This is a genomic window from Lacibacter sp. (genome assembly GCF_035299325.1).
Classification (GTDB): domain Bacteria; phylum Bacteroidota; class Bacteroidia; order Chitinophagales; family Chitinophagaceae; genus Lacibacter.
Genome location: NZ_DATGWT010000041.1, coordinates 139,260 through 158,514, shown reverse-complemented (window position 1 = coordinate 158,514; position 19,255 = coordinate 139,260). Strand labels below are relative to the sequence as shown.

General features: G+C 40.8%; 20 protein-coding genes. 12 read left to right on the top strand and 8 right to left on the bottom strand.

What is annotated here, in order from left to right; genetic code table 11:
* Positions 1 to 40 precede the first annotated feature (40 nt).
* Complete coding sequence (locus VK159_RS22570; RefSeq protein ID WP_324232441.1) at positions 41 to 754, top strand: hypothetical protein; 714 nt, start codon at positions 41 to 43, stop codon at positions 752 to 754.
* Between the two features lie 77 nt (positions 755 to 831).
* Here the strand turns inward: VK159_RS22570 and pdxA are convergent, their stop codons facing one another.
* Positions 832 to 1,977 carry a 4-hydroxythreonine-4-phosphate dehydrogenase PdxA gene (pdxA, locus tag VK159_RS22565; RefSeq protein ID WP_324232440.1) on the bottom strand — a complete coding sequence of 382 codons (1,146 nt, stop codon included), beginning with the start codon at positions 1,975 to 1,977 and terminating at the stop codon, positions 832 to 834.
* Between the two features lie 176 nt (positions 1,978 to 2,153).
* On the opposite strand from pdxA, the gene VK159_RS22560 reads away from it, so the two are divergent.
* The 4 genes from VK159_RS22560 (at position 2,154) to VK159_RS22545 (ending at position 6,352) form a co-directional block, all read left to right on the top strand.
* Positions 2,154 to 2,534 (top strand): hypothetical protein, encoded by a 381-nt coding sequence (locus VK159_RS22560; RefSeq protein WP_324232439.1) that lies wholly within the window; start codon positions 2,154 to 2,156, stop codon positions 2,532 to 2,534.
* 63 nt (positions 2,535 to 2,597) lie between these two features.
* Positions 2,598 to 4,562, top strand: coding sequence for a T9SS type A sorting domain-containing protein (locus VK159_RS22555; RefSeq protein WP_324232438.1), 1,965 nt, complete (start codon positions 2,598 to 2,600; stop codon positions 4,560 to 4,562).
* A 57-nt stretch (positions 4,563 to 4,619) separates the two neighbouring features.
* The gene (gene rsmA / locus VK159_RS22550) at positions 4,620 to 5,375 is read left to right on the top strand and encodes a 16S rRNA (adenine(1518)-N(6)/adenine(1519)-N(6))-dimethyltransferase RsmA (protein WP_324232437.1); all 756 of its coding nucleotides are present in this window, start codon (positions 4,620 to 4,622) and stop codon (positions 5,373 to 5,375) included.
* Between the two features lie 53 nt (positions 5,376 to 5,428).
* Positions 5,429 to 6,352 carry an NAD(P)-dependent oxidoreductase gene (locus tag VK159_RS22545; RefSeq protein WP_324232436.1) on the top strand — a complete coding sequence of 308 codons (924 nt, stop codon included), beginning with the start codon at positions 5,429 to 5,431 and terminating at the stop codon, positions 6,350 to 6,352.
* Here the strand turns inward: VK159_RS22545 and VK159_RS22540 are convergent, their stop codons facing one another.
* Complete coding sequence (locus VK159_RS22540; RefSeq protein ID WP_324232435.1) at positions 6,353 to 6,898, bottom strand: DUF2911 domain-containing protein; 546 nt, start codon at positions 6,896 to 6,898, stop codon at positions 6,353 to 6,355.
* A gap of 238 nt (positions 6,899 to 7,136) precedes the next feature.
* On the opposite strand from VK159_RS22540, the gene greA reads away from it, so the two are divergent.
* The 3 genes from greA to VK159_RS22525 all read left to right on the top strand — a co-directional run bounded on the left by greA (position 7,137) and on the right by VK159_RS22525 (position 8,558).
* On the top strand, positions 7,137 to 7,607 hold the full coding sequence (greA, locus tag VK159_RS22535) for a transcription elongation factor GreA (RefSeq protein WP_324232434.1): 471 nt from the start codon (positions 7,137 to 7,139) through the stop codon (positions 7,605 to 7,607).
* Positions 7,608 to 7,764: 157 nt separating this feature from the next.
* A complete protein-coding gene (locus tag VK159_RS22530) occupies positions 7,765 to 8,169 on the top strand; it encodes an HIT family protein (protein ID WP_324232433.1) in 405 nt (134 codons plus the stop codon).
* A complete protein-coding gene (locus tag VK159_RS22525) occupies positions 8,166 to 8,558 on the top strand; it encodes a hypothetical protein (protein WP_324232432.1) in 393 nt (130 codons plus the stop codon). Before VK159_RS22530 ends, VK159_RS22525 begins: the two co-directional genes overlap by 4 nt.
* Before the next feature lie 79 nt (positions 8,559 to 8,637).
* On the opposite strand, the gene ruvC is transcribed toward VK159_RS22525, so the two are convergent.
* Positions 8,638 to 9,204, bottom strand: a complete 567-nt coding sequence (gene ruvC / locus VK159_RS22520; protein ID WP_324232431.1) for a crossover junction endodeoxyribonuclease RuvC — start codon at positions 9,202 to 9,204, stop codon at positions 8,638 to 8,640.
* A gap of 118 nt (positions 9,205 to 9,322) precedes the next feature.
* Here ruvC and VK159_RS22515 point away from each other — a divergent pair, with 118 nt between their 5' ends.
* Together VK159_RS22515 and VK159_RS22510 are read left to right on the top strand one after the other, a co-directional pair.
* Positions 9,323 to 10,228, top strand: coding sequence for a lysylphosphatidylglycerol synthase domain-containing protein (locus VK159_RS22515; RefSeq protein ID WP_324232430.1), 906 nt, complete (start codon positions 9,323 to 9,325; stop codon positions 10,226 to 10,228).
* Positions 10,225 to 11,034, top strand: a complete 810-nt coding sequence (locus tag VK159_RS22510; protein WP_324232429.1) for a DUF3108 domain-containing protein — start codon at positions 10,225 to 10,227, stop codon at positions 11,032 to 11,034. Before VK159_RS22515 ends, VK159_RS22510 begins: the two co-directional genes overlap by 4 nt.
* Before the next feature lie 37 nt (positions 11,035 to 11,071).
* On the opposite strand, the gene VK159_RS22505 is transcribed toward VK159_RS22510, so the two are convergent.
* From VK159_RS22505 to VK159_RS22485, 5 genes are all read right to left on the bottom strand, one after another.
* Positions 11,072 to 11,932, bottom strand: coding sequence for an MBL fold metallo-hydrolase (locus VK159_RS22505; protein WP_324232428.1), 861 nt, complete (start codon positions 11,930 to 11,932; stop codon positions 11,072 to 11,074).
* Positions 11,929 to 13,224 (bottom strand): MFS transporter, encoded by a 1,296-nt coding sequence (locus VK159_RS22500; RefSeq protein WP_324232427.1) that lies wholly within the window; start codon positions 13,222 to 13,224, stop codon positions 11,929 to 11,931. The genes VK159_RS22505 and VK159_RS22500 overlap by 4 nt, the downstream gene beginning before the upstream one ends.
* A 63-nt stretch (positions 13,225 to 13,287) precedes the next feature.
* A complete protein-coding gene (locus VK159_RS22495; RefSeq protein ID WP_324232426.1) occupies positions 13,288 to 14,109 on the bottom strand; it encodes an undecaprenyl-diphosphate phosphatase in 822 nt (273 codons plus the stop codon).
* Positions 14,110 to 14,232: 123 nt separating this feature from the next.
* Complete coding sequence (locus VK159_RS22490) at positions 14,233 to 14,469, bottom strand: DUF3098 domain-containing protein (protein WP_182802286.1); 237 nt, start codon at positions 14,467 to 14,469, stop codon at positions 14,233 to 14,235.
* A gap of 114 nt (positions 14,470 to 14,583) precedes the next feature.
* Positions 14,584 to 15,465, bottom strand: a complete 882-nt coding sequence (locus tag VK159_RS22485; RefSeq protein WP_324232425.1) for a cell division protein FtsX — start codon at positions 15,463 to 15,465, stop codon at positions 14,584 to 14,586.
* A 368-nt stretch (positions 15,466 to 15,833) separates the two neighbouring features.
* Between VK159_RS22485 and VK159_RS22480 the strand changes: the two genes are divergently transcribed.
* Together VK159_RS22480 and VK159_RS22475 are read left to right on the top strand one after the other, a co-directional pair.
* Entirely contained in the window at positions 15,834 to 18,746 is a 2,913-nt protein-coding gene (locus VK159_RS22480) for a leucine--tRNA ligase (RefSeq protein ID WP_324232424.1), read from the top strand.
* Between the two features lie 41 nt (positions 18,747 to 18,787).
* Positions 18,788 to 19,210, top strand: coding sequence for a hypothetical protein (locus VK159_RS22475; RefSeq protein WP_324232423.1), 423 nt, complete (start codon positions 18,788 to 18,790; stop codon positions 19,208 to 19,210).
* The last annotated feature ends 45 nt before the right edge of the window (positions 19,211 to 19,255 follow it).

Genomic DNA, 19,255 nt, shown 5'->3' with positions numbered 1-19,255 from the left:
ACATGCAGTGAATGCTTTAACGTTTAATGTAGTAATGAATATGAAGAATCAATTTTATTCGGCCTTGTTGTTCAGTAAGATCGTTCTTACTTCCTGCCTGTTGCTTCCAGTCTTATCAATAACGGCACAAACGCCTGATGAACTTCTCAGGAACGTAAAAGCCAAGATGGACAAAGTGAACGATTATATTGCAACAGGTAAAATGAAGACGGATGTAGTATTTATTAAAGCACCTGTTGCCAATATCAAATCTTATTTCAAGAAACCAAACAAGTTCGCCATTAAGAGAGATGGAGGTGTTTCGTTATTGCCGAAAGGTGGTGTGAGTGTAAACGTAAGTTCGTTATTACTTACCGATAGTTATACAGCCATTGATGCCGGTCAGGGAACTGTTGCCGGTACAGCCGTACGCATCATTAAATTGCTGCCGCTTAGTGAAACAAGCGATGTGGTATTAACTACAATGTATATCGACGAAAAAAATCTCCTCATTCGTAAATCAAGTACTACTACCAAAGAGAATGGCACATATGATATGGAAATGCAGTTCGGTAAATATGCAGAATGGGGTTTACCTGATAAAGTAATCTTCTCGTTTAACACGAAAGATTACAAACTTCCAAAAGGTATTACCCTGGAGTATGATGATGGATCAAAAAAGCCTGAGCTACCAAAAAACAAAAAAGGGAAAGTGGAGATCAGCTATAGTTCTTATGTTATCAACAAGGGTGTAACTGATGCAATGCTGAAATAAAAAAGGCAACGCTTAATGCATTGCCTCTCATACTTTGAATCTTGTATTTTGGTTTTTGAACCTTGTGCCTTTTAAATTTATTCTTCTTCAATCTTCTCATCAACAGCTCTTGCCAGCATAGCCGCACTCATTTTACGCAAAGGGTTTTTGCGTGCATCAGCATAACCGTGTCGGCTTCTGAAAATATCAATAGCCATAAACAATGCTGCTCTTATTGATGACTCATCAGCTTTACCTTTTCCTGCAATGTCAAATGCAGTTCCATGATCGGGACTTGTGCGGATGCCCTGCATCCCTGCTGTATAATTTACTCCTTCACCAATAGCAAGTGATTTAAAAGGGATCAATCCCTGGTCGTGATACATGGCAAGAACTGCATCAAATTTTTCATGCTGTCCACGTGCAAAAAATGCATCTGAACTGTAAGGCCCAAAACAAAATACATCGCTTTGTTTCGCTTCTTTAATGGCTGGTTTAATAATTTCCTCTTCTTCTTTGCCAATCAAACCTTCATCGCCGGCGTGTGGATTTAACCCCAGCACTGCGATCTTTGGTTTATCAATGCCAAAATCTTTTTTCAGCGATTGGTTCATCAACTTCAGTTTACTTACAATTGCTTCTCTTGTTATATGCTGCGCAACTTCAGCCACAGGAATATGTTCGGTTACCAATGCCACTTTAATATTTTCGGCTACCATAAACATCACCACATCATTTGCTTCAAACGCTGCTTTCAAATAAGGTGTGTGACCGGTGTATGGGAAAGCTTCTGACTGTACATTCTTTTTATGAATTGGAGCAGTAACCAATGCATCGATGTTTTTTTCCTTCAAAGCCTTCACAGCTTCGGTCAAAGAAAGGATGGCATAACTTCCACCAACATCTGTTAATTGCCCCGGGGTTATGCTCACTTCATCTTCCCAGCAACTATACACATTCACAGTTTTGGGGCTAAGACGCTGGAAATCCCTTACCGCCTGGTAATTGAAATTGCCATCGCTTACCGATTTTTTATAAAAGTTAATGCTCTTGTTCGATGCAAAAACTACAGGGGTGCAAAGTTCGGTAAGCCTGCTGTCGCTCAGTGCTTTAATAATAATTTCGATGCCAATTCCGTTCAGGTCGCCACAGCTGAAGCCGATAACTGGTTTTTGTTCGGGTTGCGTCATAAAGTAAACTGTATTGCTTACAAATGTAATGGATTGTTTGTTTTGGAAGCCCATTGCTAAGCAGTTGAAAGACAGGAGTTTTTAGGTTGTGAAATTTTTCTCCGTTAAAGTATTGCAGAAATTACGGTCTTTCCATAGGGAAAAAAGTTTGGCCTCTAAGTGGAAATTCATGACCGATTCTTAGGATATGAGTGCCGGCGTTTCTAATTTGTGTCAAAATCGTAATCCCCATGAAAGCAATCTTAATTATTGCAGTGTTTGCAATGTCATTCACTGCAACCAACGCACAATCAACTGGAAAAGGAAACACGCCATCAGGTCAGGCCTTTGGCTATTTCCGGGTTCATCGTCAGGCATCTGATGTTTCCCTTAGCTGGGCGGTTGCAAATCCTTCAACAGTTACTTGTTTTACAATTGAGCGTTCATATGATGGAAGCTGGTTCTTCGAAATCGATGAAGTAGGCTGCTCTTCAACTGAACCCACGTATAAGTACAGAGACACAGGTGCATACCCTGGTTATCTGTTTTATCGTATCGTGGCTCATCGTCAGGATGGTTCTACCGAGAACTCGCCTGTAGAGGAGATACGTATTGTAAGCAAAAAAGGCTAACTATTTGAAAGGCTGTGCAGGTTACAGTGCACAGCCTTTCTTTCTCATTTAAATCCGTTACTTATGAAACAACTTTTACTCAGTTTGTTTCTCTTTCTTGCCCTGACCAACCAAACACTAACAGCACAGCAAATCAAAGCAAGATTTGGTGTAGATGGTGATTTGAGAGCCAATTTTTTCAATAACTTTTTGCAGGTTGGTAATGATGATTGGTTCAGCAACAATGTTATTGTTGGCCCAGGCGTTGGAGAATTTGTTATTGATACTACAGGTGCGGCTGGTATCCTTGCGAGATATATTTCGCAGCCCGCCACCCGAAATTATCCCTTCTTCCGTAACATGCGATACCCACAGTTTCATGTATTGAATGGTATGTTATTGATCGATGGTATATTTATTCGTGACCACCATGGTGATGATTCAACAATCTTTGCCTCAGGTAGTAACAAGAACGGGATGAATCCGAATACATGGACAACACCAGTTGCACAGAGTGTGCCTGATAAGAATGAAATTCTTGACATGTTCATGCATGTGCGCAGGGATGGAGATGGTACAGAAACTAATGACTCGCTCTGGTTGTTTGGCGGTGTATCAATCGAAAACACAACGGGTGATCGTTATTTCGATTTTGAAATGTATCAAACCGATATTTATTACGACAAACCTAATTTGAACTTTAAAGGTTATGGACCCGATGACGGGCATACATCCTGGAAGTTTGATGCTTCGGGTAATATTTTGAGTGCAGGTGATATTATTTTAACTGCTGAATTTGGTACAGGTCTCAGAATGGTTGAAGCACGGATATGGGTGCATAAAGATGCCCTGCTTTTAACACCAACAGCTTTTAATTGGGTGGGTACACCCGGTAATTATGTGTTTGATGGAGCTATTAATGGTGCTACTTATGGTTATGCAGCTATTCAGCCTAAAGCAGGAGGAGTTTTTTATAATGGATTAACAAGTAGAAACAACACATGGGCAGGGCCATTTAAGCTGGTATTGGGTAGCCAGGCCATTGTAGATAATTACACAGCCGATCAGTTTATGGAGTTTTCGGTAAACCTTAGTAAGCTTGGCCTCGATCCTTTGGTTAGGGAAGGCGACGTTTGTGGCTTACCGTTCAGACGAATATTGGTGAAATCAAGAGCATCTACTTCCTTCACGGCAGCATTGAAAGACTTCGTAGGGCCTTTCAGTTTTTTCCGAGCACCAAGTGCAGAGATCGAAACAGATTTCCCTGTTCTTTGTCCGAGTGGTGTTGCTGAAGTTTATGTTACCAATCCATTATCTACATCAGTTTACAATTGGTCAACCATCGGTGGTAATATCGTTGGTCCAACATCAGGCGACCGTATTACTGCAAGCATGGCCGGTACTTATATTGTAAGTCAAACATTAATGGATAGTTGCGGTACCGTTTATGCAACCGATACTGTTACTATTACACAATATGCAGCTTGTGAGGTGCTTGCTGGCAAACCATACAACTTCAATGCAAAACTGCAAGGCAAATCAGGTATGATCAGCTGGAACAGTGACAGTGAAGAAGGTGTTTCTTATTTCCAGGTAGAACGTAGTGCCAATGGTATTGATTACAGTTCTGTTAGTGGCCGTATTTCGCCACGCAGCAGCGGTACTTATTCTGAACTGGATGACCTTGTCAATTTCCGATCTACCGAAGTATTTTACCGGTTAAAATATGTTGGTACGGGTGGACAGGTATTTTATACCAATGCAATACGCTTGTTTATTCGCCGTAACAACGGGTTTGAATTAGTTGTGTCGCCTAACCCGGCTACAAATCTTTTCAGGATAAACTTTACCTCAGACAGAAATCAAACGGCTGAGATCAATGTTACAAACAGCATTGGATCGGTTGTTTACAGAAGTACAGAGCAGGTAAACACAGGTATTAATGAGTGGATGGTAACTGAAGCTTCTAAATGGAGTCCTGGTCAGTATGTAATTCAATGCAAAGTTGGGGATGAAATATTCCGGAAACGTATAGTCGTTGCACATTAAATCAATTCATCAGCCCTCCGGTTAAATCGGGGGGCTTTTTTCTGCTACTTTTGCAGCGTGGAGTACACGCTAAAAAAATCATTAGGTCAGCATTTTTTAAAAGACGAATCAATTTCAAAAAGAATTGTAGAAGCTGTTATGGATGAACATCCGCAGCATCTGGTGGAAGTTGGTCCCGGCGCAGGCGCTATTACCAAATATTTTTTGCAATACCCTGATCTTGATTTCAAGGCAGTGGAACTTGATGCTGAAAAGATCACTTACCTCGAACATACATTTCCGGCTATCAAAGGAAAATTGCTGCATCAAAGTTTTTTGGATGCTGATTGCCCCTTTACGGAACGGTTTATGATAGTAGGTAATTTCCCATACAACATTTCATCACAGATTTTATTTAAAGTGCTGGATTGGAAAGAACAGGTTGATTGTGTGGTTGGGATGTTTCAGAAAGAAGTGGCGCAACGTGTTGCATCCAAACCGGGATCTAAAGCGTATGGGATATTGAGCATTTTAGTGCAGGCTTATTTTGACGTGGAATATTTGTTTGATGTGGAGGAACAGGCGTTCAACCCTCCGCCAAAAGTGAAGAGTGGTGTAATAAAGTTGAAGCCAATCAAAACAATTCCATTGATGCAGAGTGAACAGAAGTTCAAATTGCTTGTTAAAACAGCATTCAATCAACGTAGAAAGATGCTGCGTAACGGGGTGAAGGGTTTGTTTGATCCGGAAGAATTGAAAGATGAATTGTTCAATAAACGTGCTGAACAACTTTCAGTAGATGATTTTGCAGCGCTAACATTCAGGATGAGATAGATCAGCAGATTAGCCATTATAAAAAATTACAATCAACAGCAGAGAATAAAAAAGTGAAAGTTATCATTACAGCCAAGTGTCATGATTACCTGCAGGAAAAACTGCGGGAGGGAGGCTATGAAGTAATTTATGCGCCAACGATTTCATACGAAGAGCTATCTATACAAATTGAAGATGTTGCCGGGCTTGTGGTTTCAACAAGGGTTAAGATTGATGCAGCGTTACTTGAGCATGCAAAAAAAATGATGTGGATCGGAAGGCTCGGCAGCGGATTAGAATTAATTGATGTGCCATTTGCTGAAAGCAAAGGCATCAAGGTATTAAGTAGTCCTGAAGGTAACTGCGATGCAGTTGGTGAGCACACACTTGCCATGCTGTTGAATCTGATGAATAAGATCAGTCACAGTTTTGAAGAGGTAAAACAACACCAATGGCTGCGTGATGAAAACCGTGGAGTCGAATTAAACGGAAAAACTGTTGGCATTATAGGCTTTGGGCATACGGGCCGTGCCTTTGCAAAAAAACTTCGTGGGTTTGATGTAACCATTCTTGCACATGATAAATACCAATATGAATTTGGAGGCGAGCAGGTAAAAGAAGCCTCGCTTGAACAGGTGCTTCGTTACAGCGATGTCATCAGTTTACATCTGCCACTTACCAACGAAACTTATCATTATGCTGACACTGCTTTTTTTGAAGCAGCAAAGCGGCGTCCGTTTTTTTTAAATACATCACGTGGGAAAGTACATGGCACCGTTGCCATAACAGATGCATTGAAAAGAGGATTGATCGCAGGTGCCGGTTTAGATGTGCAGGAGAATGAGAAGCTTCAAACTTATACGGAAAGTGAGCAACAGCAATTTGACTGGCTGGCAGCACAACCAAATGTTATCCTAACGCCACATATTGCGGGCTACACGCATGAAGCTTTTTATAAAATGAGTAAAGTGCTGGCCGATAAATTAGGATTGCTGTAATCAGTTTACAATCGTCACCGGTACATCAATTTTCACTTTATCCCAACCAACACTGATCCTGTTGTTTCCCACAAAGTATTGCAACCGCTCCAATGGCTTTGCAAGGGCTACAGGTTTTACTTTTAATCGAATGATATCATCCTTCGCATCATAATCATCAGTGAGGTGTTGGTCGTAATTCTTATTGAGAATAAAGATCCATTCTGTTTTTGATGGGATGGTGAAAATAGCATACTTCCCCGCCGGTATAGTTTTATTGCCAATGCGAAATGCTTTGCTGATCTCAATATTTGTTGCTGAGTGCGCACCTGTTACCCACACTTCATCAAGCGGCACTACGCCTCCCCAGATAATGCGGCCACGAACACCCGGTGAATAGTAATTGATACGCACATTGGCTGAACCGATCTTGCCAACAGCTGCACATTTGATGCTTTTTTTTGTGGTATCTTTTTTTGCGTTGGGGTTGTAATTGATGTTTTTTTCCTGGGCACCGGCAAAAAAAGCAACAAAGAACAATACAAGTATGACAGCAATTTTTTTCATGACGAAGTTTGCTCAAAAATAGGGAAAGGAGAAGGGTTGTCAACATTTCAGATTTTTAAATTCTTATTGATTTTCAGACTGACTGTTAAAGCTTTCTCATGGGTTTGATTAAAAGCAAACAACTGTTCCCTGTTTCAAAAAAAGGTTCTATTTTTGCTCTTTAACAAAACATGCAACGCTTCAAGCTCAATTGAGGCGTTGTTATTTTTTTGTATAACCGTAAAGACAAGGAGGAACCATGAGCGTTCAATATGTTACAAAAGAAACACTTGAAAGATTGCAGGCTGAGTTGCAACACATGCGTGGTGTAGAACGACCAGCTGCATCAAGAGCAATTGCAGAAGCACGTGAAAAAGGCGATTTGAAAGAGAATGCTGAATATGATGCGGCTAAAGAAGCGCAGGGAATGCTGGAGGCAAAGATCAGCCAGCTTGAGGGCGTGCTTGCCACTGCCCGTGTGCTGGATGAAAGTACCATTGATACAAGTCGTGTTGCTATATTAACCAAAGTGACCATCACCAATTTAGCTACCAAGAAAAAACTTACTTACCAGATCGTAAGTGAACAGGAGGCTGATCTGAAAGCGGGTAAAATATCCGTAACTTCTCCTATCGGCAAAGGATTACTTGGTAAAGAAGTGGGCGAAGTGGCCGAAGTGAAAGTGCCGGCAGGTATTGTAAAATTTAAAGTGGAAGAGATTTTTGTTTAAAGAAACTGCCTGCTGCAAGCTTTGCGTGTTAAGATGAATATTGTTAGCGGATAGCAAATGGCGAGTAGCTGTATTTGTAACTACCTTTAACAGGATGAAATATGGATCATCTTTGCAACGTGTCTTCTTTTATCTTCGTTCAAAATTAGTTGGCGGCATGAGTATTTTTTCAAAGATCATTGCAGGCGAAATACCATCGTATAAAATTGCAGAGAACGACCGATTCTATGCATTTTTAGATATTTTTCCAATGGCCGAGGGGCATACACTGGTGGTTCCAAAAAAAGAAGTAGATAAGATTTTTGATGTGGATGATGCTGATCTGGCAGAACTGTTGCTTTTTGCAAAACCTATTGCCAAAGCAATTGAAGCTTCATTCAACTGTGATCGTGTTGGTATTGCAACTATTGGATTAGAAGTGCCTCATGCACATTTACATTTGGTGCCAATCAACAGCGCAGATGATCTCAATTTTACACGACCAAAACTGAAGTTAACCGAAGAGCAAATGAAAGCTGCTCAACAAAAAATACTGCAACATTTAAACAAGCATTCAGCATGACCCAGGTACAGTACGATCAGTATGGCTATAAACGTAAGAAGGGAAAGAAAGCGCCACGTCCGCAATTGATCACTATTCTTTGTGTTCTTCTTTTTGTATGGGGACTTGGCGAAATTGTGTACTCGTACACCGGTAATACGGCGTTGAACAAAAGTGGTATCGATACATTGTATCCTGCAGTGAACGCATTAATGGTGGTGTTCAGCTTTGTGGCACTCAGCGGCACATGGAGTATGGAAAAATGGGGACCTGTCAGTTTTGTAATTGTGGTAACACTTAAATTATTTGTGGATCTGTTGTTCGGGCATTTTAATCCAATCTATCTACTTGGTTACATCCCTGCTGCAATTTTTCTGTTGGCCCTTAAGAAAATGCGAAGGACAGATTAAATGTTGAGGTTTGATTTATGATGGAGGATTTGTGAACCTTTCTTCTTGGATATTGGTTCTTGTACCTTGTTCCTTTCCTTTATTTGCCTTTTACTCTTCCCGGATTCTGTTTAATAAAATCTTCCCAGCCTTTTACTTTACCAGCTGTTTTCAACAAAGGTTTATTGGTTTGAAAGTGATGACAGAGTGCGACTGACAATGCATCGGTAGCATCAAAGTATTTTGGTTTGGCTTTAAAGCCGAGATAGTGTTGCAGCATTTTCCAAACCTGTTCCTTATCGGCATTTCCATTTCCTGTTACAGCTTGTTTTACTTTCTTAGGCGAATATTCGGTAACTGATAAACCGGCACTCATGGCGGTCGCAATCGCCACGCCTTGGGCTCTTCCTAATTTGAGCATACTCTGTACGTTTTTGCCGAAAAAGGGCGCTTCAATGGCAAAATCTGTGGGCTTATGCGTTTCAATCACCTCTTTTACTTTTTCATGGATGAGTTGTAAACGTATGTACACGTCTTTGTGTTTGGTAAGTTTCAGCACATCCATTTCAATTAAATGCAGTTGCTGCTGGCGTACGCCAATCAAACCATAACCCATGATAACAGTACCGGGATCAATGCCTAAAATGATTTTCGAAAAACTTTGCAAGGAGCAGGTTAATTTTGACCAAAATAAACAGAAACTGAACAGGAAATTCAAAATCTTTATCAATTACTTTCTGGGCCCTATACTTTTTGTGTGGATTAGCATATCCTTATACAACCAAGTGAAGCAACAACCCGACTTACCACGGGCATGGCAGCAGATAAAACAGGCCTTTATTGGCAGTGAAAGCTGGAAGTTGTGGTTGTCTGTTCTACTGATGCCTGTTAATTGGGGATTAGAAACATGGAAATGGTATTTACTGGTGAATAAATTTCAACCCTTATCGTTTCAAAAAGCATTTGAATCTGTGTTGAGTGGATTATCGTTGGCGGTAAATACGCCTAATCGTATTGGTGAATATGGAGGAAGAGTGGTGTACCTGAGGCCTGACTTCAGATTAAAAGGAGTGGCGCTTACGTTGGTTACAAGTGTGGGACAGTTACTGATAACATTAGTTTGCGGCTTTATTGCCTTGCTTATCCTGAAACCACGGTTACACGATGTGCAGCTTGGAGGTACGCATTTATCAGGCATATTGCTGCAGGTATTTACCTGGTCGGTCTTGTTTTTTATCGGCTTAACGGGTTTGTTTTTTTTCAGAATGCAGATGTTGGCTAAAGCTTTTCAGTGGATACCGGGTTTAAAAGAAAAGTTATCGTTTGCAAACGTGCTCGATGGCTTGCGAAACAGAACGTATCTTGTAATATTATTCTATTCTTTTTTGCGTTTTGTTGTTTTTGCCTTGCAGTATGTGTTGATATGGCAGGCGCTGCAGGTTAATATTCCGTGGTGGGAGGGTTTCTGGAGTGTGGCATTGATTTTTTTAATTATGGCAATTGTACCTGGCTTTGCCATTGCTGATGTAGGTATACGTGGTGCGGTTGCACTTAGTATTGTGAGTGTGTTCAGTGCAAACAGTATTGCTGTTCTTGCCGGCACAGCGGGTATCTGGTTATTAAATCTTGTAGTACCGGCGTTGATCGGGAGTTTGTTGTTATTGACGATAAAAATATTTAAGGAACGATGAAGATCATTGCTATTCTATTTGCAGTTCTACTGCTTTCATTTGCACCTGTTTCCACGCAACCTGAAACAAGTGATGAATTTTGTGCCAGTATCCGAAATTTTGCGTGGCAAAACGGCGAATCGATCAATTACCAGGTGTATTATACATTAGCCGGGGTTTATGTGCATGGTGGCCATGCCGATTTTCATATTAACCTGGAGCGATATAACGGAAAGCCCGTTTATCATCTTATTGGCGAAGGAAAAACAACGTCTTTCTTTGATGGGCTTTTTAAGGTGAGAGACAAGTATGAAAGCTTTATTGATACTTCTACATTACAACCCTACAAGTTTGTACGTAATATTTTAGAAGGTGATTTTAAAAAGTTTGAAACAGTTACATTTAATCAGCAAGCCAATACTGCCACATCGCAAGGCGGTACATTCAAAACACCTGATTGTGTGCAGGATGTATTGAGTGCTATCTATTACTCCCGCAATATTGATTTCAATAAATACAAACCCGGCGATCGGATTCCGTTCAATATGTTTATTGATGATAAGACTTATGGTTTGTACATCCGCTATCTTGGTAAAGAAAAAATAAAGACCAAGTATGGTAGGTTCAATGCTATCAAGTTTAAACCTTTGCTGATCGAAGGAACCATTTTTAAAGGCGGTGAGAAGATGACGGTCTGGGTGAGCGACGATGCCAACCGAATTCCCGTTCGCATTGAAAGCCCCATTTCAGTTGGTAGTATAAAAGTGGATATGATGGGCTACAAAAACACACGTCATAAGTTGAATGGATTGATCAGCACAAGATAATTGTAATGCCGTTAGTCGTTAGTGGGGAGTCGTAAAGTCAAATCTCATCCAGCCTGAAGCTTTCTTTCATTCTCACACCTTTCTCAGTTGGTTGCAAACTGCAACATTCGATCTTTGGATCATGTTCAAAGAATAAGATGTAATCGTTTTCTACTGCTTCTTTAAGAAATGATTTCTTTTCATTTAAGGTTGTAAGCGGAAACATATCATAAGCCATTACATACGGAATCGGAATATGTGCGGCAGCCGGTAACAGATCAGCCATGTACACAATGGTCTTGCCATTGTAGTTGATCTGCGGCAACATCATGCTTTCGGTATGTCCATTTACAAAACGCACCGACATGTTTTCATTAAAAACCGAAGAAGATAATTGATGAAACTGCGATTCACCCGGCAGAATAAATTTCAATTGTCCGCTTTCTTCAATCGGCAGAATATTTTCTTTTAAAAAGGAAGCTTTCTCTCGGTCGTTGGGTTTTGTGGCCCATTCCCAATGTTGTTCATTACTCCAGAATGTTGCATTTTTAAAAGCAGGTACTAACTTATCGCCTTCTCGTTTTATAGAACCACCACAATGATCGAAATGCAGATGCGTAAGCAACACATCGGTAATATCATCTTTACTAAAACCATGTTTGGCTAATGACTTGTCCAACGTATCATCGCCATGCAAATAGTAATGACCAAGAAATTTTTCATCCTGCTTGTCGCCAATGCCATTATCTATTAAGATCAACCGGTTGCCATCTTCAATCAACAAACAACGCATGGCCCAGCTGCAGAGATTATTTTCATCAGCAGGGTTCAGTTTATTCCACATTACTTTTGGCACTACACCAAACATAGCACCACCATCTAATTTGAAATAACCGGTTTCGATCGAATAGAGTTTCATATCAGCTTTGTTTGTTCTTTCCTTTGTGTAACCAAGGTATGCAATAGAAACAGCAGACCAAGCACAAAGAAAATGATGAGCACTAAAATGGAATTACGCATGTCTTTTGTGAGACCTTCAATAATGCCGAAAGAGAATAAGCCTATGACAATCGCAAACTTTTCTGTTACATCATAAAAACTAAAGAACGATGCCGTGTCTTTTGTTTGAGGCATCAGCTTGGCATAAGTAGCACGGCTCAATGCCTGTATACCGCCCATTACCAAACCCACAAACGAAGCCACAATATAAAAATGCGTTTCAGTTTGAATATAGTAACCGCCAATACATGCACATACCCACAACAACACTGTAAAGATGAGCACACGTATATTGCCAAACTTTCCGGACAACCTCGACATAAGCAATGCGCCAATAATTGCCACCACCTGCAATAACACTGCAGTAATGATCAATTTTACATTTTCAAGATTCAGGATCTTGATGCCAAAATCAATGGCCACGAGTAATACGGTTTGTACACCCATGCTGTAAAAAAAGAAAGCAGTTAAAAAGCGTTTCAACACCGGCATTTTGATTACCTGTTTCCATACCAGCTGTAATTCATGAAACCCATTCACCAATACATGTTTCTTGAGTTTACGTTCGCTTTTATCGCTGCGGTTTGGTAAACGGCTGAAAGGAATTTGTGCAAAGACAACCCACCAAACACCCACCAGTAAGAAAGTGATCTTTAACGGAAGTGATGGGTCTTCTTTCAGAAATACTACCAATGCAAAGCCAACCATCTGCAATAACACACTGCCGATATAACCCATGGTAAACCCTTTTGCACTGATGCGGTCCATATCTTCTTCCGCAGCAATTTCGGGCAGGTAAGAATTATAAAATACCTGTGAGCCATAAAAACCAATACCGGCAAACATGAAACACACTAAACCAAGCATCACGTTATTCTTATCGAAGAAGAACATGAGTGAACAACTGATTGCACCTAAATAACAAAAGAAGCGCATAAAGTTCTTCTTGTTTCCTTTGTAATCGGCAATAGATGAAAGTATGGGCGATAGTAATGCGATCAGCAAGAAACCTGTTGCCAACACATAATCCTTCAATTCTGTATTCACAAAATTTCTCCCGAACAATTTAATGCCGTCGGGGAAATTTTTGATGCCTGTTACGGCTGCATAGTAAGCAGGAAAGAACGTGGTAGTGATCACAAGATTGTAAACACTGTTGGCCCAATCGTACATGGCCCAGCCGTTCACAATTTTTTTTGAAGCAGTCTGCATACAGATGGTTTTAGTTGGGGCAGAAACACTGCCTGTATGAAAATAGGATAATTAAACGAAATGCTATTTCAGGTAACCCGTCATAAACAAGATGAGCAGGATAATACCCGCAATAATTCTGTACCAGCCAAACAAACGGAAACCATGCTTTTGTAAAAAGCCAATGAAGAATTTAATGGCCAGCATCGCCACAACAAAGGCAACTACGTTACCAATAATAAATGCCTGTGTGTATTGCGTTGAAGAAAGGATCAGATCATAGCCTTTCACCTCAACACCATTTTCATTCCAGTCTTTCAGGAATAATGAATAGCCCGTTGCTGCGGCCATGGTTGGTACGGCTAGAAAGAATGAAAACTCGGCAGCCAACGGTCGTGTAAGTTTTTGCTGCATACCGCCAATGATACTGGCTGCACTGCGACTTACACCCGGTATCATGGCCACACATTGCCACAAGCCAATCATAAATGCTTTACCAAACGAAATTTCTTTTTCTTCACTGATGGTATGTTGCTTAAACACATTATCAATGAACAACAGAATAATACCTCCAACCAATAATGTAATAGAAACCGTTAACGGACTTTCCAGCAAATCATCTATCTGATCACTGAATAAAAAACCCAGCAGCAATGCAGGTATTACTGCAACAATCAGTTTTGCATAAAACTCCCAGCGTTTAAAATCGAAAAACTTTTTCCAATACAACACAACAACACTCAGGATGGCGCCAAGCTGTATTGCAACCGTAAACAGTTTGGTGAAGTTGTCAGGAGGTACATTCATCAACCGCTCAGCAAGGATCATGTGGCCGGTGGAAGAAACAGGAAGATATTCTGTTAAACCTTCCACAATGGCGATGATGATGGATTCAATTGTACTCAAGAGAAGAAATTTGAAAATTTGAAAATGAGATAATTTGAAAATTGAAAACAAAAAAACCGATTTGAGTATTTGAATTGTTCATTTTCAAATTTTCAAATCGGTCAATTTTCAAATTGTATCTTTTTAGTCTTTTGGTTTTTTCATGATGGCATAGATCTCAATGATCAAACCACCAATGATCAACAGCGGAGCCAATGTAATACGACGGAAGCTGTACACTTCATCTTTATTAAACACATTCGGGTCGGCACTTTTGCCACCAATCATCAACAGAAAACCAAGAATGATCACGGCAGCGCCAATGGCCATCCACTTGTAATTCTCTTTGGTAAAAATGGTTGCTATTTTTTTCTGGCTCATAGTCTTGTTTTGAGGGGTGCAATATAAGGAAAAGCTGTAAGTAGCAAGCCGATAGCCGATAGTCTTTAGCCTGTATTGTGGCTATCAACTAAAAACTATCGGCTATCGGCTGTATTAATAAAGTTCGTCAAGTTTCATCCGTAAATACTTCATCACACTGCGGTGCGTGCTGTAAAGCGAAATACCCACACCAATGGCAATAATGGAACCGAAGAGAATGAGGTAGATCTTTGGATCACGAAGCGCCTTCATATCGGGGATATAGCTTTCGGCCCAGGTAATAACCGCCCAAATGGCTGCAATGGCAATGCCCGAACTGATGAGTCCATTGATAATGGCCCTTACATTCATGGGTTTTGCAATAAAGCCACGGGTGGCACCCACCATCTGCATGGTTTTTATGAGAAAACGGTTACTGAACATGGCCAAACGGATAGTTGTATCAATCGATACGATCACAATGGCGCTCAGCAAAATGGCTACGATCAGTAAAACGATCCCCACTTTCTTTGCCCGGTCGTTAAGCGTTGTCACCAGCGCTTCCGGGTACTGCACTTCACTGATCACACCGGGAAAACGGGTCATCAGATCGGCTGTAATCTTATCAAGACTGTCTTTCTGCACATAATCCGACTTGGCATAAAAGTCAACGCTTTCAGGCAAAGGATTTTCGTCGAGGATCTTATCCCAGCTTTCATTGCCGTCCTTATTATAAATTTCCTTCGCCATTTCCTTATTGATGTAGGCCGAAGATTTCACGTAAGGCTGTGCCGCCACATAGCTGGTTAAACTGTCGATCGATTTTTTGTTGGTAGTGCTCAGCCATGCATGAAACTGGATGTTTTCACGCAGGGTGGTACCCACTTTCTGAAAATTTAAGAAGATCCATCCTAAAACACCGAGGATGAAGAGCACCAGTGCCACACCAATGATACTGTAGAGGTAAGATGGTTTGGATCGTTTCATCGATGCTTTGTTCGTCGGTTGTTGCGCCATGCCGTGTTGATTTAATGTAAGTTCGAAAATGAAAAATCCTGCCCTACACAGGATGTGGGCAAATTTAGCAGATTTATCCTGCACAAGCCCCGTAATCCTTAATTTTGTTGCCCTTTAACGAGGGTGTTCTGCACTTATTTTGCACATAGTGTAGAAATGCTGCACGAAGATGATTTTTTAAGTCTTCTTTCACAGCTTTGCTCATCGCCTGTTGTGTCACTCACTTGTACGTTCTGTTTTTCAAATGAGCAAATGAGTGTTGCATTTCATGATGAATAGAAAAAAGAAAGCACAAGCGAGCGTGGCAACAACAGTTAAATAGAATTAGCAACAGTCGATTACAAAATAAAAACTAACCGGAACGGTACATGGAATATAAGTTCAGAGAAATTGAGAAGAAATGGCAACAGCAATGGATCAATACAAATGCCTACAGGGTTTTGAACGTAAGTGAGAAGCCAAAGTTTTATGTGTTGGATATGTTTCCTTACCCAAGTGGTGCAGGGTTACATGTGGGGCATCCGCTGGGTTATATTGCCAGCGATATTTATTCCCGATTCAAACGCCTGAAAGGGTTTAATGTATTGCACCCGATGGGGTACGATGCATTTGGTTTACCTGCCGAGCAGTATGCGATTGAACATGGCGTACACCCGGCCGTTAGTACCGATCAGAACATTAATAATTTCCGCCGCCAGTTAGATAATATCGGTTTTTGTTACGATTGGGATCGTGAAGTGCGTACTTGTGATCCCGGGTATTACAAATGGACACAATGGATCTTCTTACAACTCTTCAATAGTTTTTACAACCGTAAAACAAACAAAGCTGAAAAGATCGATGTGCTGATCGCTTCGTTTGAAACAGAAGGTAATGCCAGCCACCCAATCCCTAATTCCCAATTCCCGATTACTTCGTTTACTGCGGAAGAATGGAAATCATTTGATGAAAAAACGCAACAGGACATCCTCATGCAATATCGCCTTGCTTATTGTGGTTATGGTGAAGTAAACTGGTGCGAAGCGTTGGGCACTGTGTTGGCGAATGATGAAGTTGTGAATGGAGTGAGTGAACGTGGTGGCCACCCTGTTGTGAAAAAGAAATTACGTCAATGGTATTTGCGTATTACTGAATATGCTGATCGTTTACTGGAAGGTTTGGAGCGTATTGAGTTCAGCGAAAGCATGAAGGAAATGCAAACGAACTGGATAGGAAAGAGTAGCGGAGCGGAAATAGAATTTAAAGTCAAAAGTGAAAACGCAAAAGATAAAAGTTTAAGGGTATATACAACCCGCCCTGATACAATTTTTGGTGTTGATTTTATGGTGGTTGCACCCGAGCATGAATTGGTTGATCTGATAAAGTCAAACGATCAGGCAACTGCTGTTGATGAATACATTGCTTATGTAAAAAGTCGCAGTGAGCGTGAACGACAAGCAGAGAAAAAGATCAGTGGTGTGTTTACGGGTGCGTATGCAGTGAATCCGTTTAACGGCAGAGAAATTCCGATCTGGATCTCTGAATATGTATTAGCGGGTTATGGCACAGGTGCTATTATGGCGGTGCCATGTGGCGATGAACGTGATTTCAAATTTGCACAGCATTTTAATATTCCTATCACCAACATTATTGGTAAACATTTCAATGGCGAAGATGCCAACGCAACCAAAGATGCCATACTGGAGAACAGCGGTTTCTTAAACGGCACGCCGATGCGTGAAGCTGCTGAAATTGTAATTGGCAAGTTGGAGGAATCAGGAATTGGCGTTCGAAAAGTGAATTACAGAATGCGTGATGCAGCGTTCAGCCGCCAGCGTTATTGGGGTGAACCATTCCCGATTCAATGGAAGGATGGAACAGCTTATGCATTAAGCGAAACTGAATTGCCATTATTGTTGCCGGAAGTTGACAGTTATTCTCCCGGTCCGGAAGGTGAAGGTCCGTTGGCAAATATTCCCGAGTGGGTGGCGAAAGAATTAGAAACGAATACGATGCCCGGTTATGCAGGCAGCAGCTGGTATTTCTTACGTTACATGGATCCGCATAACGACAAAGCATTTTGTGATCGCAGTGTAAGTGATTACTGGAATCAGGTTGATATTTACATTGGCGGAACAGAACATGCGGTTGGTCATTTGTTGTACAGTCGAATGTGGACGAAGGCTTTGTACGATCTTGGACATATTGGTTATGATGAACCGTTTAAGAAATTGGTGAATCAAGGTATGATACAAGGAAGTTCGAGGTTTGTATATAGATTGAATCCGGAAGGTGATGAAGAACACGTAAATAAAACGAAAGCGAATTATCCAAATCCTATTTTTATATCGTATGGGATTTACGAGAAATATATATCTCAACAGAAAGCGCACCCTCATGAGTTTAAGGCTTTTATTGATAATAAATATCCCGGTTTCATATTCACAGATAAAATGGGAGCTGACCATATAAGTATTTCAAAGTTGCATGTTGATGTAAACTTTGTGGATGGCTATGAATTGGATATGGATGCATTTAAGAAATGGCGCAACCATGAATTTGCAGGGGCTGAATTTATCTTAGAAGAAGGCAAATACATCTGTGGTAGTGAAGTTGAGAAGATGAGTAAAACGAAGTACAACACTGTGAACCCAGATGATCTTGTAGATAAATACGGCGCAGATACGTTCCGCATGTACGAAATGTTCTTAGGCCCTGTTGAGATCAGCAAGCCCTGGGATACGAAGGGTATCGAAGGTGTACATCGCTTCTTGAAAAAACTCTGGCGCTTGTTTTACGATGATCTGAAAGGCCAGGTTTGGAACAACGATAAAGCAACTGATGCCGAGTTGAAAGTATTACACAAGACCATCAAGAAAATTGAAGATGATACAGAACGTTTCAGTTTCAATACCGGTGTAAGTACATTCATGATCGCAGTAAATGAATTGAGTGATCTCAAATGCAACAAGAAAGAAATTCTTGAACAGTTGCTTATTCTCTTAACACCGTATGCACCGCATGTGAGTGAAGAGTTGTGGGCTGCATTAGGCAACAGTGGTTCTATTCTTGATGCAAGCTTCCCGAAATTCGAAGCGAAGTATGTAACCGAATCAACCAAAGATTACCCGGTTGCCATTAATGGTAAAACAAGAACGGAGTTAACATTGGATCTCAGCATAACGCAAGCAGAAGTAGAAGCGATTGTGTTGAACAATGAAACCGTATTGAAATGGCTCGATGGAAAGCAACCAAAGAAGATCATCTACGTGAAGAATAAAATGATCAATGTAGTTATATAATTTGCGGTGGGTCACCGCATCACCCTTAAATTCAAAACAGAATGAAGAAGTTAGTAGTCGTAGTTGCAGCCTTTGTATTTGTCGCTTGTGGCGAAAAAAATCCCAACAACAACGAGCCTTTTGTAAAAGACCGGGCAACTGTAAATCCTGCTGCCGTAAAAGAATATGTTGCAGGGTCTGATACTGCACAGTTTAAAGTACAGCTGTTCGAACAAAAAGAATCACTCAATTATGAGCTGAAGTTTTCATACAAAGATGCAAGCAGTGAAAAGATCTTCACCTTGCCAAACATGGGCATTATGCCAAAGCCTGAATTAAAGAAAGGTGCTGATGATCTTTCCTGCATCATTGGTTTTTATGATGCTGACAGTACATTCATGGAATATCGTTTGGTGAAAGTAGAGAACGGAACATTGTTATACCGCCACCTGAAAGAATACAAGGTAGAAGATCCTAAGAAGTAATACAGTTGATACAACGATAGGGAAGGTTGATGAACGGTTTTTCAC